Source organism: Nocardiopsis alba DSM 43377 (assembly GCF_000341225.1).
GTDB classification, from domain to species: Bacteria; Actinomycetota; Actinomycetes; order Streptosporangiales; family Streptosporangiaceae; genus Nocardiopsis; species Nocardiopsis alba.
This window is the reverse complement of the sequence record NZ_ANAC01000012.1, coordinates 175,322-190,959: the sequence shown is the minus strand read 5'-3', so window position 1 is coordinate 190,959 and position 15,638 is coordinate 175,322. Positions and strand designations below refer to the sequence as shown.

Annotated in this window: 14 protein-coding genes; 8 read left to right on the top strand and 6 right to left on the bottom strand. The window is 71.2% G+C overall.

Annotated features, from left to right (window positions below; all coding sequences use genetic code 11):
* Positions 1 to 104 precede the first annotated feature (104 nt).
* A complete protein-coding gene (locus D451_RS0113225) occupies positions 105 to 1,757 on the bottom strand; it encodes a PucR family transcriptional regulator (RefSeq protein WP_017534777.1) in 1,653 nt (550 codons plus the stop codon).
* A gap of 402 nt (positions 1,758 to 2,159) precedes the next feature.
* On the opposite strand from D451_RS0113225, the gene speB reads away from it, so the two are divergent.
* Entirely contained in the window at positions 2,160 to 3,119 is a 960-nt protein-coding gene (gene speB / locus D451_RS0113220) for an agmatinase (RefSeq protein ID WP_017534776.1), read from the top strand.
* Between the two features lie 28 nt (positions 3,120 to 3,147).
* Here the strand turns inward: speB and D451_RS0113210 are convergent, their stop codons facing one another.
* Positions 3,148 to 3,768, bottom strand: a complete 621-nt coding sequence (locus D451_RS0113210; RefSeq protein WP_017534775.1) for a TetR/AcrR family transcriptional regulator — start codon at positions 3,766 to 3,768, stop codon at positions 3,148 to 3,150.
* Between the two features lie 188 nt (positions 3,769 to 3,956).
* Positions 3,957 to 4,796 (bottom strand): dimethylargininase, encoded by an 840-nt coding sequence (ddaH, locus tag D451_RS0113205; RefSeq protein WP_014913103.1) that lies wholly within the window; start codon positions 4,794 to 4,796, stop codon positions 3,957 to 3,959.
* Positions 4,797 to 5,087: 291 nt separating this feature from the next.
* On the opposite strand from ddaH, the gene D451_RS0113200 reads away from it, so the two are divergent.
* Positions 5,088 to 6,182, top strand: a complete 1,095-nt coding sequence (locus tag D451_RS0113200) for a Zn-dependent alcohol dehydrogenase (RefSeq protein ID WP_017534774.1) — start codon at positions 5,088 to 5,090, stop codon at positions 6,180 to 6,182.
* 201 nt (positions 6,183 to 6,383) lie between these two features.
* Entirely contained in the window at positions 6,384 to 8,039 is a 1,656-nt protein-coding gene (locus D451_RS0113195) for an FAD-binding dehydrogenase (protein WP_017534773.1), read from the top strand.
* Positions 8,040 to 8,110: 71 nt separating this feature from the next.
* On the opposite strand, the gene D451_RS0113190 is transcribed toward D451_RS0113195, so the two are convergent.
* Positions 8,111 to 8,335, bottom strand: a complete 225-nt coding sequence (locus D451_RS0113190) for a hypothetical protein (RefSeq protein ID WP_014909861.1) — start codon at positions 8,333 to 8,335, stop codon at positions 8,111 to 8,113.
* Positions 8,336 to 8,351: 16 nt separating this feature from the next.
* Positions 8,352 to 9,260, bottom strand: coding sequence for an SPFH domain-containing protein (locus D451_RS0113185; RefSeq protein WP_014911705.1), 909 nt, complete (start codon positions 9,258 to 9,260; stop codon positions 8,352 to 8,354).
* 104 nt (positions 9,261 to 9,364) lie between these two features.
* Here D451_RS0113185 and D451_RS0113180 point away from each other — a divergent pair, with 104 nt between their 5' ends.
* Positions 9,365 to 9,862, top strand: coding sequence for a PH domain-containing protein (locus D451_RS0113180; protein ID WP_026125038.1), 498 nt, complete (start codon positions 9,365 to 9,367; stop codon positions 9,860 to 9,862).
* Positions 9,859 to 11,640, top strand: a complete 1,782-nt coding sequence (locus D451_RS0113175; RefSeq protein WP_017534771.1) for a PH domain-containing protein — start codon at positions 9,859 to 9,861, stop codon at positions 11,638 to 11,640. The genes D451_RS0113180 and D451_RS0113175 overlap by 4 nt, the downstream gene beginning before the upstream one ends.
* Before the next feature lie 76 nt (positions 11,641 to 11,716).
* On the opposite strand, the gene D451_RS0113170 is transcribed toward D451_RS0113175, so the two are convergent.
* On the bottom strand, positions 11,717 to 12,070 hold the full coding sequence (locus tag D451_RS0113170) for an STAS domain-containing protein (protein ID WP_026125037.1): 354 nt from the start codon (positions 12,068 to 12,070) through the stop codon (positions 11,717 to 11,719).
* Positions 12,071 to 12,533: 463 nt separating this feature from the next.
* Here D451_RS0113170 and D451_RS0113165 point away from each other — a divergent pair, with 463 nt between their 5' ends.
* From D451_RS0113165 to D451_RS0113150, 3 genes are all read left to right on the top strand, one after another.
* Positions 12,534 to 13,070 carry an NUDIX hydrolase family protein gene (locus tag D451_RS0113165; protein ID WP_014910609.1) on the top strand — a complete coding sequence of 179 codons (537 nt, stop codon included), beginning with the start codon at positions 12,534 to 12,536 and terminating at the stop codon, positions 13,068 to 13,070.
* Between the two features lie 96 nt (positions 13,071 to 13,166).
* Positions 13,167 to 13,850, top strand: coding sequence for a nucleoside/nucleotide kinase family protein (locus D451_RS0113160; RefSeq protein WP_026125036.1), 684 nt, complete (start codon positions 13,167 to 13,169; stop codon positions 13,848 to 13,850).
* Positions 13,851 to 14,245: 395 nt separating this feature from the next.
* The gene (locus tag D451_RS0113150) at positions 14,246 to 15,607 is read left to right on the top strand and encodes an MFS transporter (RefSeq protein WP_026125035.1); all 1,362 of its coding nucleotides are present in this window, start codon (positions 14,246 to 14,248) and stop codon (positions 15,605 to 15,607) included.
* Positions 15,608 to 15,638: the final 31 nt, after the last annotated feature.

Below are 15,638 nucleotides of genomic sequence, written 5' to 3'. Positions count from 1 at the left end.
TCCGATTCTCGCGATGATTATCCCTGGAGACCGACCGAACGTCGTTCGATGCGCCGTCCGCCGAAACCGCTTCGCCCGCCCCGACCGGAACGGGCCGGCGCAGGTCACCCGGCGGAAGGGGCGTCCCGGCCTCGGGGAGGCCCGTCGGAACCCGTGCTCGGGTGGCCGGAACCGGCCACAGACCCCGGGGGTTCTCCCGCGTGCCCGCGGGTGAGGGCGAACCACAGGCGCATCCGATGTTCGGGGTCGGCCAGGTCCACCCCCAGGTCGCGTTCGATCCGCCCGATGCGGTGGCGGACGCTGTTGCGGTGCACACCGAGGTCGCCGGCGGTCCGGTCCCAGTTGCCGTGGCGCGCGAGCCAGGCGTGCAGGGTGGCGCGCAGAGCGCGGGCCGTGTCCGTGTCCCGGGCGAGCGGCCCCAGGATCGCCCGGCCCGCCCTTGCGGCCTCGGTCGAGGACAGGAGGGCGTCGAAGGGGTCGTCCCCCTCGGTCGGGTACAGCAGCGGCTCTCCCAGGGCCCGGGCGCGGACCAGGAGGGAGGCGGCGTCGCGGTCGGCTTCGGGCAGCTCCGCGGCGGCCACCGCCGGGCTCAGGGCGCCGACCCACCCCTGGGAGCGGAGCAGGTCCAGATGCTCACGATGGGCCCGGGCGCCTCGATCGGAGAGGATCGCCCGCGCCACCTCGTCGGCGGCGTCCGGGGCGGGCCGGTCGACCAGGTGGGTGCCCCAGGTCGGATCGGTCGCCGCGGCGGGCCCGCCGTCGGAGGCGGGCGAGGCCCGGAGCACCCGGTAGGCGGTGCCCCGCTCCCCCGTCGACGGTCGCGCGGTGTCGTGCCCCGAACGCGCGCGTGTGTCGGTGAGGCCGGCCAGGACGGTCGAGGAGCGAGTGTCGAGGCCGCCGTCCAACAGCAGCGCGACCAGCGGCAGGGCCGGGTCCGGCGGCCCCTCGCCGCCGGCACGGAAGAGCAGTTCGAGCAGGGCCGTCGCGGTGCGCAGGACCGCGCGGTCGGTGATGTCGAGCGGGGTGGGACGCCCCACCATGACCACGCCCCGTTCCTCGGGCGGTGGGCCCACCGTGTGCAGGAAGACCTCGTCGGCCCCCAGTTCGGCCTTGGCGCTGCGCGGGCCGCCCGGTGTGGTCAGTCGGACGATCAGGGAGCGCAGGTCGTCGGGGAACGCCGTGGGGGCGCCGTCGGTACGACGGACGCGCGCGTCGGGGCCGGTGGGGGCCAGGACCACCCAGCCCCCGAGGGCCCCTGCCAGCACCCTCAGCAGCCGTTCCACCGGGTCGGGGGCGGTGACGGCGCGGGCCAGGGCCTGATGCGACTCGCTGATCCCGCGCAGGACCCGCAGGTGGCGTTCGGACAACTCCTCCCCCACCGCACGGCCGACCGCGGAGAAGGAGGTGGTCCGGGGGATCCGGAGCAGCGGCAGTCCTTGTTCCCTGCACTGGTCGACGAGAGGCTCGGGGACGGCCTCGTGCACGGGCGCGACCCCGAAGCCCAGGGCACCGACCCCGACGGAGACCAGCGAGGCGACGTAGTCGCGGGTCCCCTCCACGGTCTCGGGGAGGTTGACCCCGGCGGTGAGCAGCAGTTCTCCCCCGCGCAGGTAGACGGCCGGCTCGACCAGCTCGCTGGCGGTGGCCCAGGTGATGGGCGGGTCCCCCGCGGCCACGACGAGGGTCAGGTCGAGGTCGCGGCGGCCCACGATCTCGCTCAAGAGCACGTGGTGGACGTCGCTCCGGTCCGTGTTCACGAGGCCGCCCCCTCCTTCCCCTTCTGGACGATTCGTCCAGTCAGGGAGTTCTCATAGTGCGATTCGACCATTGGAGTCGAGGCTACCGAATACCTACTCTGGCCAGGCCGCCGTGACGAGGGAGTGTTTTTTGGATGCTTTCGCTCGGCATCGGCGGAGCCGATCCGTGGCGAGCGGCCGCCAGGTGATCTCTCGCCAGACGACGAGCGAAGCTGCCCCTACTGTGCCCTGCTACGCGAGCTCCGCAGGATCGCACAGCGGGGGCCCGCCCGGGTTCGGCTGTCCGAGCGACGTCGGCGCCGCGAGAGGAAGCCTGGCCACGCGAGCGCGTAATGATCCAAAAAACACGACCGAGGACCACCGGCACCACGTCAGACGAGACCGACGAACAGGAACGGATCCATGAACGCACCGATCGGCCCCACCGACTCCAGCCTCGTTCCGCGTTTCGCGGGCCCGGCGACCTTCGCGCGCCTGCCCCGTATCGACCAGGTCGAGCACGCCGACATCGCCGTGGTCGGCGTCCCCTTCGACACCGGTGTGTCCTACCGTCCCGGCGCCCGTTTCGGCCCCTCGGCGATCCGCGAGGCCAGCCGACTGCTGCGCCCCTACCACCCGGGTCTGGACGTGGCCCCGTTCGAGCGCCTCCAGGTGGTGGACGGCGGCGACATCGCCGTGAACCCGTTCTCCATCGGGGACGCGGTGGAGACCCTGGACCAGGGCGCCTCGAAGTTCGTCGAGGCCGGGACCCGCCTGGTCACCCTGGGCGGCGACCACACGATCGCGCTGCCGCTGCTGCGCTCCCTGTACCGGAAGCACGGCCCGATCGCGATGCTGCACTTCGACGCCCACCTGGACACCTGGGACACCTACTTCGGCGAGCCCTACACCCACGGCACGCCCTTCCGTCGCGCGGTGGAGGAGGGCATCCTCGACACCGAGGCCATCGCGCACGTGGGCACGCGGGGTCCGCTGTACGGCAAGCGCGACCTGGAGGACGACCGCCGCTTCGGCTTCGGCATCGTCACCGCCGCCGACGTCCTGCGCAAGGGCGTGGACGAGATCGCCGACGCGCTGCGTCAGCGCATCGGGAACCGTCCGCTGTACGTCTCGGTGGACATCGACGTCCTGGACCCGGCCCACGCCCCGGGCACCGGCACCCCCGAGGCCGGCGGTCTGACCAGCCGTGAGCTGCTGGAGATCCTGCGCGGGCTGGCCGATCTGAACCTGGTCGGCGCCGACGTGGTGGAGGTCGCCCCGGCCTACGACCACGCGCAGATCACCTCCACCGCCGCCTCCCACGTCGCCTACGACCTGGTCTCCCTGCTGGCCCTGAACCACCGGCGGCGTTCGGAGGGCTGAGCGCCGAGCGGCCCGGGCCGGGCCTCGTTCACGCCCGGACGGGGGCGAGTGAGCGCAGGTGGGCCCGGGTCAGCTCGGTGACGTGCCCGGCCATCGTGTCGGGGGTCTCGTCCGGGTGGTCGAGCAGCCAGTCGGCAAAGGCGTCGGCGGTGCTCACGGTCACCCGGGCGAGCAGTCGGACGTCGCGCGGGGCCGGACCGTCGTGGTCGTCGAGGACGCACTCGGTGATGAGGGCGGTCACCTCGTCGATGACGCGGTCGCGCATGCGGACGGTCTCCTCCTCGAAGGGCGGGCCCTGCGCGGCCGCCCTCCGGTACAGGACGGTCCAGCTCTCCCCGTTGGCCACCACGAAGGCGTAGAAGGCCCGGATACCGCGCCGCAGCGGATCGGGGTCCTCGGCCTCCGGGTCGCGCACGGCGGCGCGGACCGCGGCGACGAGACGTTCGACCTCGCGGTTCACGCAGGCGGCGAAGATCTTCTGTTTGGAACCCAGGTAGTGGTAGGCCGTCGGTTTCGACGTTCCCGCGGCCGCCGCGATCTCCTCCACGCTGACCGTGTGGTAGTCGCCCCGGGCGAACGCCGTGACCGCGGCGTCGATCAGTTGCTGTTCCCGGATCCTGCGCGGGAGCCCGCGCTGTCTGGTCTTCACGCGTCCAGAGCCTAACGGGATCGTCGACCGGGACCAGGGTCTCTCGGCCCTCGTTTCGGCCGCCCGCGCCGGAGCCGGGGAAGGGGCGTGTACGTGACCTGTGGGGCCGCCCGGAAGGGGGATCCGGAGCGTGTCCCATCACACATCGTGGTCGGGCGGGCTCCTCGGAGAACCCGCCCGACCGTCACTCAGTCCAGGGGCGTGTCCCGCAGTTCGAGGGTGCAGCACTTGGCCCCGCCGCCGGCCTTACGGAGCTCGTCGAGTTCGACCGGGTGCACGGTGTACCCCAGGGCGCGCAGCCGGTCGGCGAGGGCCTCGGCCTCGGCGGCGATCACCACGTTCTCGCCGTCGCAGACCGCGTTGAGACCGAGCACGGCGGCGTCCTCCTCGGTCGCCAGGAGCGCGTCGGGGTAGAGGGCGCGCAGGACTCGTCGGCTCCCTTCGGAGAAGGCGCCGGGGTAGTAGGCCACCCGGTCGCCGGAGAGGGCGAACAGGGCGGTGTCCAGGTGGTAGAAGCGCGGGTCGATCAGTTGCAGGGTGACGACGGGCCGGTCCAGGAGGCGTTCGGCCTCCTGGTGGGCGGCCGCCTCGGTACGGAAGCCGGTGCCGGCCAGGATGACGTCGTCGAGGGTGATGAAGTCGCCCTCGCCCTCGTTGACGTGTTTGGGCTCCTTGATCTCGGTGTAGCCGGCCTGACGGAACCAGTCGAGATAGGCGGGGCCTTCGGGGGTGCGCTCGGCCCCGGCGAACCGCGCGCCGTAGACACGTCCCTCCACGACCAGGGCCCCGTTGGCGGCGAAGACCATGTCGGGTAGACCCTCTATCGGCTCGATCTCGCTCACACGGTGCCCCAGGGATCGGTACAGTTCCCTGAGTCCCTCCCATTGACGGATGGCGCGTGCGCGGTCCACGCCCACGGCCGGGTCCATCCAGGGGTTGATCGCGTACTCCACCGCGAAGTGGGTGGGACGGCACATCAGGTAGTGCCGGGGGCCGCCCACCCTCGACGTGTCCTCGGGTCGAACCATGGAACCTCCCCATCGAGGTACCCCGGAGGCCGGACGGCCCGCGGTGGTCCGGGTTTCGAGCGCACCGCGTTCCCGGGGGATAAAAGGGATATACCCGCCCCATGTGGGGGTCAATATAGGCTTTTCCATAGAACGGTTGAAATCAGAGGGTTTCGTGGGATCCCCCGCCACTCCCGGGGTTCGGAGGCGGCCGAAGGCACGAACGGGCACGGCTTTTCCAGCGTCATTCCAGGAAAAAGACCGACCGGCCGGTATTGTCAGAGGTTCGGCGATTCCACGATTGGAGCCTCCATGAGCACGACAGTCAAGGCCGCCGTCTTCCTCGAGGCCGGGGCGCCTCCCGAGATCCGCCCACTGGTCCTCCCCGACCCCGGGCCCGGCCAGGTGCGCGTACGCATGACCGCCGCGGGCGTGTGCCACTCCGACCTGTCCCTGTCCAACGGGATCCTCCCCCAGCTCTGGCCCGTGGTGCTGGGACACGAGGGCTCCGGCGTCGTCGAGGCGGTCGGCCCCGACGTCGAACACCTCTCCCCCGGCGACCGGGCCGTCCTGAACTGGGCACCGGCCTGTCGGGCCTGCTGGTTCTGCCTCAAGGGGGAACCGTACCTGTGCGAGCACTCCCTGGACGGGACCCTGACCCCCTACGCCGAACTGACCGACGGCACCCCCGTCCACGCCGGCCTGAACACCGGGGCCTTCGCCGAGGCCACGGTCGTACCCGCCCACGCGTTGGTCCCCCTGCCCGAGGGGGTCGACCCGGCCGCCGCGGCGCTGCTGGGCTGCGCGGTCCTCACCGGCTGGGGCGCCGTCAACAACGCCGCGAGACTGCGATCCGGCGACTCCGCCCTGGTCATGGGTCTGGGCGGGGTCGGCATGTCCCTGTTGCAGGCCGCCCGGATCGCCGGGGCCGACCCGCTGATCGCGGTGGACGCCTCCCCGGAGAAGGAGGAGGCGGCCCGTTCCCTGGGCGCCACCCACTTCCTGGTCGCCGACGCCACCACGCCCAAGGAGGTGCGCGCGATCGCCGGAGGCCGCGGGGTCGACCACGCCTTCGAGGTGGTGGGCAAGGCCGAGGTGATGCGCGCCGCCTGGGACTCCACCCGACGGGGCGGCACCGTCACCGTGGTGGGCGTGGGCTCGGCACAGGACGAGATCTCCTTCAGCGCCCTGGAGGTGTTCCACCAGGCCCGCACCCTCCAGGGCTGTGTGTACGGCTCCGGAGATCCGGACCGGGACATCCCGGTGTTGGCGGAGTCGGTCCGCTCCGGCGACCTGGCTCTGTCGTCCATGGTCACCGACGAGATCCCCCTGGAGGGGATCGCGGAGGCCTTCGAGAGGATGCGCCGAGGCCAGGGCGGGCGCTCCCTGGTGCTCTTCGACTCCTAGAGGTGGACGTTCGGGGCGGGGACGAGTGCGCAACCAGGACCTCCCCGACCTCTCGGGACGAGGTTCCCGTAAGGTCGCACTCTGACCGAGACTGTGGCGTGAGCCACATATCGGCCCCGCCCCGGCCCTCGCGACGGGGCGGACCGTCACCACGACGCGCCCCGCCCACGCGGGCCGGAAGAACCCCCGGAGGAGTGACCCATGAGCACCGACCAGGCCGACGTGATCGTCGTCGGGGCAGGGCTGGCAGGCCTGGCCGCCACCGCGGAGCTGGCCGAGGCCGGCAAACGGGTGATCCTGCTGGACCAGGAGCCCGAACAGTCCCTGGGTGGTCAGGCCCACTGGTCCTTCGGCGGCCTGTTCTTCGTGAACTCCCCCGAACAGCGCCGGATGGGGATCCGGGACTCCCCCGAACTCGCCCTCCAGGACTGGATGGGGACCGCCGCCTTCGACCGCCCCGAGGACGAGTGGCCCCGCAAGTGGGCCGAGGCCTACGTCGACTTCGCCTCCGGCGAGAAGTATCCCTGGCTGCGCGCCCAAGGGCTCAGGATCTTCCCGTTGGTGGGCTGGGCCGAACGCGGCGGCCACCTGGCCGGCGGGCACGGCAACTCGGTGCCGCGCTTCCACATCACCTGGGGCACCGGCCCCGGTGTCGTGGCCCCCTTCGAACGGCGTGTGCGCGCGGGCGCCGAACGCGGCCGGGTGGACCTGCGCTTCCGCCACCGGGTGGACGAACTGGTGGTGACCGGCGGCCGGGTCACCGGCGTCAGGGGCGCCGTGCTGGCCCCCAGCGACATCGAACGCGGCCAGGCCAGCAACAGGGACGTCACGGGCGCCTTCGACATCGAGGCCCAGGCGGTCATCGTCACCTCGGGCGGGATCGGCGCCGACCACGACCTGGTGCGCCGGAACTGGCCCGAGCGGTTGGGCAAAGCTCCCGAGCACATGCTGTCGGGCGTTCCCGAACACGTGGACGGGCGCATGCTCGGCATCACCGAGGAGGCCGGCGGCGAGATCATCAACCGCGACCGCATGTGGCACTACACCGAGGGCGTCCAGAACTGGAACCCGATCTGGTCCCGGCACGGGATCCGCATCCTGCCCGGCCCCTCCTCCCTGTGGTTGGACGCCACCGGTCGGCGCCTCCCCGCGCCCTGCTTCCCCGGCTTCGACACCCTGGGCACCCTGGAGCACATCATGGGCACCGGCCACGAGTACACGTGGTTCGTGCTCTCGCAGAAGATCATCGAGAAGGAGTTCGGGCTCTCGGGGTCCGAGCAGAACCCCGATCTGACCGGTAAGGACATCGGTCTGGTGCTCAAGCGGATCCTGCCGGGCGCCCCGGGGCCGGTGGAGGACTTCAAACGCCACGGTGCCGACTTCGTGGTCGCCGACCGGCTGCCGGAACTGATCCGCGAGATGAAGAGGGTCGCCGGGGACGACGTGCTGGACGCCGACCTCGTGACCCGCGAGGTGGTGGCCCGCGATCGGGAGATGGCCAACACCTTCACCAAGGACCTCCAGGTCATGGCGATCCACGGGGCGCGCAACTACAAGGGCGACCGGCTGGCCCGGGTGGCCTCGCCGCACCCGATCCTGGACCCCTCCGCGGGCCCGCTGATCGCGGTGCGGCTGCACATCCTCACCCGCAAGACCCTGGGCGGGCTGCACACCGACCTGGACGCGCGGGTCCTGCGCGCCGACGGCACCCCGCTGCCCGGGGTGTACGCGGCCGGTGAGGTGGCCGGTTTCGGTGGCGGCGGCGTGCACGGCTACCGCTCACTGGAGGGCACCTTCCTGGGCGGCTGCATCTTCTCCGGCCGCACCGCGGGCAGGGCGGTCGCGGCGGCGCTCTGACCCGCCCCGGAGGAAGCGCCTGCCGGGGCCCGTCGAACGTCCATGGTCCCGACGTTCGACGGACCCCGGGCTCACTCCCTCCCGTCCTCCTCCGGTTCGTCCGCGCGTTTACGCGGGCGACCGCGACGGGGGATGTCCCGGGCCTCCTTGGGCATCCGCCCGGCGTCGTCGAGGGCGCGACGCAACAGGAACTCGATCTGGGCGTTGGTACTGCGCAACTCCTGCCCGGCCCACCGGGCGAGCGCGTCGTGGACGGCGGGGTCGAGACGCAGTAGGACCTTCTTGCGCTCGGGCACGGCACCTCACCCGGATCTACTGGTAGAGGGTCCCGGTGTTGACGACGGGACTGGCGGGACGGTCCGAGCACAGGACCACGAGCAGGTTGCTGACCATGGCGGCCTTGCGCTCCTCGTCCAGGTCCACGACGTCCTCGTCCGACAGACGCTCCAGGGCGCGGTCGACCAGGGTGACGGCCCCCTCGACGATCTCGGCGCGGGCGGCGATCATGGCGCTGGCCTGCTGGCGCTGGAGCATCGCCTGGGCGATCTCGGGCGCGTAGGCCAGGTGGGTGAACCGGGACTCCACGATCTTCACCCCCGCGGCGTCCACGCGTTCGGCGACCTCCTTGGAGAGCTGCTCGGTGATGGCGTCGGCGCTGTCCCGCAGGGACGGGACGGCGTCGTCACCGTAGGAGTCGTAGGGGTACTTGCCCGCGATGTGACGGACGGCCGCCTCGGTCTGGGTGGAGACGAACTGGACGAAGTCGTCCACCTCGAAGGAGGCACGGGCGGTGTCCTCGACCTGCCAGACCACCACGGCCGCGATCTCGATGGGGCTGCCCGAGGCGTCGTTGACCTTCATCACCGACGTCTCGTGGTTGCGGATGCGGGTGGAGACCGCGTTGCGCACGGTGAGCGGGTTGACCCAGCGCAGACCGTCGGTGCGGATGGTGCCGACGTAGCGGCCGAAGAACTGGACGACCTGGGCCTCGTTGGGGGCGACCATCGTCAGGCCGAAGGACAGGAAGGCGCCGATCAGGGCCAGGACCACCCCGACCGCGATCAGGGCGCCGGGGGCTCCCAACAGGGGCAGTAGGGCCAGGCCCACGCCCCCGAGGAACAGGACCAGGGACACCACGAACATGGGGATCCCGCCGGACCCGAAGGCCTCTCGTTCCCGGTACTGGGGTGTCGGCCTGATGACACCCGGGTTGTCGCTCATCGCTGTTCCCTCCTCTTGAGTGATGACGTGAGCATAGCATTGTGATATCACTTTTAATAGCCGGCCCCGCCCCCGAGGCCCGAACGAGAGGAGACGTGGTCGCGATGAGCACCGACGCTCTGCGCCTGCGACCGCCCCACCACCGCGTGGACCGACGCGCCGTCTGGTGGTGGACGACCAGGTCCCTGCTGGTGACGGTCGTCCTCACCGCCGTCCCCGTGGTGCCCGCGCTGATCTGGGAACCGGTCCGGTTCTGGTTCCTGCTCGCGGGAGGGGCCATCGGCGGAGTGGGGCTGCTGATCACCGTGGTGATGCCGCTGTGGCGCTTCCGGGTGCACCGCTGGGAGGTCACCGACACCGCCGTCTACACCTCCAGCGGATGGCTCTGGCAGGAGTGGCGGGTCGCGCCCATGTCGCGTATCCAGACCGTGGACACCGCGCGCGGACCGCTCCAGAGGGCCTTCGGCCTGTCCAGCGTGACCGTGACGACCGCCTCCGCCGCCGGCCCCATCGAGATCGCCGGACTCGCCCACGGCCTCGCCACCGAGGTCGCCGACCGGCTCACCGACAGCACCCAGGCGATCCCGGGGGACGCGACATGACCTCCCACGACGACCACCGTTCCGGAGCCCCGGAAGAACGCCCCGAGCCCCGGGTCGACCCGATCGAGAACCCCGCGGCGACGGAGGCGCCCCCGATCGATCTCGAGGAGGACTGGCAGCGGCTGAGCCCCCTGTCCGTCTGGGCGAACACGGCCATCGTGGCCCTGTCCATGGTCCCCATGGCGATCATCGGGACCGTCGTGCTGATCGTGGTCGGCGTTCCCCTCTGGCCCTGGGTACCGCTCCCCGCCACCGCGGCCTTCGTCGCCCTGATGACCTACCTGGACCTGCTGCGCCTGCGCGCGATCCGTTACCGGATCACCCCCGAACGCATGGAGATGCGTTCGGGAATCGTCGCCAAGGCCTACCGCTCCATCCCTCGCGAACGCGTCCGCAGCGTGGACGTGGCCACCCCGATCTACACCCGGATCTTCGGGCTGTGCTCGGTCACCGTGGGCACGGGCGAGAAGGTCGGTAGCGGTGGCGATCAGATGCAACTCCAGTACGTGACCTCCGAACAGGGAGAGCGTCTGCGTCGCGACCTCCTCCAGCGCGGTCCGGCCCCGGCCTCCACGGGGACGGGAGAGACGGAGGGGCCCGAGGGGGCTCCCGGGCAGGAGGAGACCGAGCTGGCCCGACTCGATCCGCGCTGGTTCGCCTACGCGCCCGCCACCACCGCCACCCTCGGTGTCGGTCTGGGTCTGTTCGCCGCCCTGCTCGGCTTCAACGCCCAGACCAACGGCTGGGCCTGGCGCTGGGTCTCGGATCAGTCCGGGCTGCCCGACATGCGGGAGATGAGCGGCCTGGTGATGTCCAAGGTGCTGCTGGTCGTCCCCATCGCCCTGTTCTCCCTCCTGGTGTTCGGCGTGGTCGTCCTGGTCGCCGCCGCGGTGGAGACCTGGTGGGGCTACCGGCTCACCAGGGAGAGCGACGGCACCGTCCGCCTGCGACGGGGGCTGTTGACCAACGTCTCCCTCTCGGTGGAGGGCCGCCGCCTCAACGGCGTGGTCCTGCGCGAGCCGTTCGTGCTGCGCTCGGTACGCGGCGCGAGCGTCCAGGCGGTGGCGACCGGGCTGGAGACCGGCGACGACAAGAAGACCGACGCCAAGAGCCGCCTGTCCCCCGCGATGCCCCGCGCCCGGGCCCGCGCGTTGGGCGCCGCCCTCATGGGACGGTCGACCTCCCCCCTGGAGGTGCCGCTGGCACGCCACCCCCGGGCCGCCCTGCGCCGCAGGTTCACCCGGGCCGGCCTCGTGACGCTGGTGGGCGTGGCCCTGGCGGCCGGACTGGCGTGGCTCCAGATGATCGCCACCGAGGCCTGGTGGAAGGCGGTCCGGGTCGCCGAGGAGCAGCTCATCCCGTTCCCCCTGGTCAGCGAGGGCGTGAAGGAGACCCCGAACTGGGGGTGGGCTCTGGTGGCCCTGGCCATCGCGGCCATGGCGTTCGCCTACGCGGTCGGCTCCTACCGGGCCCTGGGCCACGGCCTGCACCCGGACCACCTGGTGATGCGCAGGGGGATGGCCGTCCGCGACACCGTCGCCCTGGAGCGTTCCGCGGTGATCGGCTGGCGGATCACCCGTTCACCGTTCCAGCGCCGGCTCGGTCTGGTCGACGTATCGGCGACCACCGCGGCGGGGAAGGGGATGTACACCGTGCCCGACGTGGGTCTGGGACAGGGGCTGGCCTGGGCCCGGGACGCCGATCCGGAGCTTCTGACGCCCTTCCTGGAAAGGTCCGAGGAGCCTCCCGGCGACGAACGCGCCACCCCGCTCCCCTGAACACGGCGGTCCCCGCCCGGTGCCTCACTTCCCCGGGGCACCGGACGGGGACCCACCGCGAGGGTCCGCCCCGAGGTCAGGGGACGGGGTTGTCGAAGATGGGCTCCCCGTCCACCCGCAGTCCGCTGGTGTGGGTCAGCGCCATCTCCGTCATCGGATAGATCTCGAACAGGCGCCGCATACCGAGCGCCTCCAGTACCCGCGCCGCGATGGGCGAGGGTTCGGCCAGGACCACGTGCCGGCCCTGTCCGGTCAGGGTCTGGAAGACCGAGACCAGCGCGCGCACCCCGCTGGCGTCGAAGAACCCGAGTCCGGACATGTCCACCACCAGGCAGTCGCACCGTGAGGCCTCGGCCGCCTGGAGGAGTCGATCACGCAGGCGGTCCGCGGTGGCCAGGTCCACCTCGCCGTGGACACGCACCACCGTCACCCCCGTACAGGGGAAACGCTCCCGCGCAGAGAACAGGGCATCCTTCGCCACTCGGGCCACCTCTCACCGGACGTAACCTTTCCACTACGCAACCGCGTACGAGATCGTAACCTCTTCAGGGAGGTCTCGGGAGGCTTTTTGGTGAGGAAACCCCCCGAAATCTCGCCGATGTGGCTCTCCGGGAAGGATGGTGTCACCTCGCCCCCGGTTTCCCGGAGGTCGGGCGCGGGGTTCCCGATCCTCGGAACCCACGGGTATTCCCCCCGGACACACCCGAAGTCGGGCCCGCACCGTGCTTTCAGGGCTAGCGTGCGATAGAAGCGGTACTTGGACTCCTATGTGAGGGCCGACACCCCGGTGGCTCCTGTGAGCGCCGAGGACGACCGCCCCAGGGACACGAAGACGACGAAGGGAGGGAGCGGTTCCGCGACCGCCTCGAGCGGCCGGACCACCGCGCACCCCTATGACCGAAACCGCCGACACCCGGCCCGGCTGGTTCTCCCGCGATGAGTTGGAGAGTGTTCGTGCCCGCATGCCCGTGCTCTACGTCCAGGCGGTACCCGTCCGTGTGGACTCGAACGGGGAGGTGACGCACGTCGGGCTGCTCATGCGCGCCGACCCCGACGGCAGCTTCAACCGTTCCGTGGTCTCCGGGCGGGTCCTGTACCACGAGCGGGTCAGGGACGCGCTCCTGCGCCATCTGGAGAAGGACCTGGGCCCGGTGGCCCTGCCGCGCATCCCCAGTTCGCCGCAGCCGTTCACCGTCGCCGAATACTTCCCCACCCCCGGGGTCACCCCGTTCCACGACCCCCGTCAGCACGCGGTGGCCATGGCCTACGTCGTCCCGGTGAGCGGGGACTGCCAGCCCCGTCAGGACGCTCTGGACCTGGTGTGGTTCACCCCCGAGGAGGCGACCGGCCCTCAGGTGCGCGCGGAGATGCAGGGCGGCCAGGGGGTCCTGGTCCGTCAAGCGCTGGCCCACGTCGGCCACGCCCCCTGAGGACGGCCCGCGGAGGGAGGGGACGCCATCGCGGCGCCCCCTCCCTCCGGCCGATCCCCCTCCATGGACGACGGCGTACGACATAGGCTGGAGCCCATGCTCGACGCGCTCGTCTCCGACGTCCTCGACCTCGTTCCGCCGGCGGACGGGGAGGGCCCGCACCGCTTGCTGCTCGGCCTGACCGGGCCTCCGGCCGCGGGGAAGTCCACCCTGGCGCGCTACCTGGTCCACCGGGTCGAGGAGGAGCGGGGCGCGGGCGTGGCCGGCTACCTGCCGATGGACGGCTACCACCTGTCCAACGCCCAGTTGGACCGATCGGGCCGCAGGGACCGCAAGGGCGCGCCGGACACCTTCGACGCCCACGGCTACCTGGCGATGGTGCGCCGACTGCTGACGGAGACCGATCATCCGGTCTACGTGCCCGACTACGACCGTCGGTTGCACGAGCCCATCGCCGCCCGGCACGTGATCGAGCCCCACACCCGTCTCGTCGTGACCGAGGGCAACTACCTGGCCTCGGACGAGATGCCCTGGGCCGACCTGCGGGACCTGTTCGTGGGGCTGTGGTACGTGGAGACCGACGATCCGGTGCGCGAGCGCCGATTGCGCAGGCGCCAGAGGGCGGGCGGCTCCGACGACCGGGCCGCCCGCGAGTGGGTCGAGCGCAGTGACCGCCCCAACGGCGAGCTGGTGAAGCGGTTCCGGGACAACTGCACCCGGGTGGTCCGGGTGTCGGGGGTCCCCAGGATCAGGCCGCCGGAATGGTCCACCGGCCGCTGAGCGGACCCCGCCTCCCTCACTCCCGGACGGGCGCTCCTGCCCGTGGGGCGGGCTATGGCGCGGGCACGGGCGACGCGGCTCGCGGCCGCGAGCCCGGAGTGCCCGGCACCGAGCACCGGCGGTTCGTGGGTCGTGACCCCTCCTTCGACGGTACCTCCGACGCGGTGTCGATCCACATGACGAGACGGGCGTCCGAGAACGTGACGTCTTCGTAAGTGATCCACGTCACCGAAGGTGCGAGAATCCAGAGGTGGTGGGCGTTGTGGACACCGACGGAACGAACAGGGACGAACACCGACATTCCCACATCTCACATACCGAGACAAATGTTCCATATAGTGTCCACGGCGACTAACATCCAGCCATCGACCCGCCTTGACCTGGAAAGAAGTCCCATGACGGACGTCTCCGCAGACACCCCGTCGTCGCGAAGGCCACAAGCCGACGCGGCGCAGCCCCCGACCAACCCCAAACGGAAGGTCCTCACGGCGAGCCTTGTGGGCACGTCCATCGAGTTCTACGACTTCTACGTCTACGCGACCGCCGCGGTACTCGTCTTCCCCTACCTCTTCTTCCCCGAAGGCGACATGATGGCGGCCCGCCTCCAGTCGCTGGCGACCTTCGCCATCGCCTTCGTGGCCCGCCCCATCGGCTCCTGGGTCTTCGGTCACTTCGGCGACCGGATCGGCCGCAAGGCCACCCTCGTGGCCTCCCTGCTGACCATGGGCATCGCCACCGTCGCGATCGGACTGCTGCCCACCTACGCGCAGATCGGCGTCTTCGCGCCCCTGCTGCTCGCCCTGTGCCGCTTCGGTCAGGGTCTGGGCCTGGGCGGCGAGTGGGGCGGCGCGGCGCTGCTGGCCACCGAGAACGCTCCCCCCGCCAAACGCGCCTTCTACGGCACCTTCCCGCAGCTCGGCGCGCCGATCGGCTTCTTCCTCGCCAACGCCGTCTTCCTGACGCTGAGCCAGACCATGAGCGACGAGACCTTCCTCGCCTACGGCTGGCGGATCCCGTTCCTGATCTCCATCGCGCTGATCGTCATCGGCCTCTGGGTGCGCCTGACCCTGCACGAGACCCCCGCCTTCGCGAAGGTCATCGCCTCCGGCGAGCGCGTCAAGACCCCCATCGTCGAGGTCTTCCGCCACAACTGGTCCGCCGTCCTGATCGGCACGCTCATCATGCTGGCGACCTACGTGCTCTTCTACCTGATGACGGTCTTCTCCCTGGGCTTCGGCACCGACGCGGAGACCGGCCTGGGCTACGAGCGCTCCCAGTTCCTCGTCTTCCTGCTCATCGGCGTGGTGTTCTTCGCCGTCTTCACCCCGATCGCCGGGATCCTGGCCGACCGCTTCGGCCGCAGGCCCACCCTGATCACGGTCACCGCCGCGATCATCGTGTTCGGCTTCGCCATGGGCCCGCTGCTGGGCAGCGGGAGCACCGTGGGCGTGATGGCGTTCCTGATCATCGGCCTGTCCCTGATGGGTCTGACCTTCGGCCCCATGGCGGCGGTCCTGCCCGAGCTGTTCCCGACCCGGGTGCGCTACACCGGCGCCTCGGCCGCCTACAACCTGGCCGGCCTGTTCGGCGCCTCCTTCGCGCCCTACATCGCGACCTGGCTCGCGGGCACCTTCGGCCTGGCCTGGGTCGGCGGCTACCTGATCCTGGTGGGCGTCATCACCCTGATCGCCCTGCTGATCGGCCGCGAGACACGGGACGCCGACCTGGACGACATCTCCGCCAAGGTCACCCGCTGACCCTCTCCGCTCCCCGACCGCCGAACGCGGG

Coding starts and splice junctions, on each gene's coding strand:
- speB (WP_017534776.1), top strand. CDS start 2,160: ATGAACGCACCGATCGGCCCCACCGACTCCAGCCTCGTTCCGCGTTTC.
- ddaH (WP_014913103.1), bottom strand. CDS start 4,796: ATGGTTCGACCCGAGGACACGTCGAGGGTGGGCGGCCCCCGGCACTAC.
- D451_RS0113200 (WP_017534774.1), top strand. CDS start 5,088: ATGAGCACGACAGTCAAGGCCGCCGTCTTCCTCGAGGCCGGGGCGCCT.
- D451_RS0113195 (WP_017534773.1), top strand. CDS start 6,384: ATGAGCACCGACCAGGCCGACGTGATCGTCGTCGGGGCAGGGCTGGCA.
- D451_RS0113185 (WP_014911705.1), bottom strand. CDS start 9,260: ATGAGCGACAACCCGGGTGTCATCAGGCCGACACCCCAGTACCGGGAA.
- D451_RS0113180 (WP_026125038.1), top strand. CDS start 9,365: ATGAGCACCGACGCTCTGCGCCTGCGACCGCCCCACCACCGCGTGGAC.
- D451_RS0113175 (WP_017534771.1), top strand. CDS start 9,859: ATGACCTCCCACGACGACCACCGTTCCGGAGCCCCGGAAGAACGCCCC.
- D451_RS0113165 (WP_014910609.1), top strand. CDS start 12,534: ATGACCGAAACCGCCGACACCCGGCCCGGCTGGTTCTCCCGCGATGAG.
- D451_RS0113160 (WP_026125036.1), top strand. CDS start 13,167: ATGCTCGACGCGCTCGTCTCCGACGTCCTCGACCTCGTTCCGCCGGCG.
- D451_RS0113150 (WP_026125035.1), top strand. CDS start 14,246: ATGACGGACGTCTCCGCAGACACCCCGTCGTCGCGAAGGCCACAAGCC.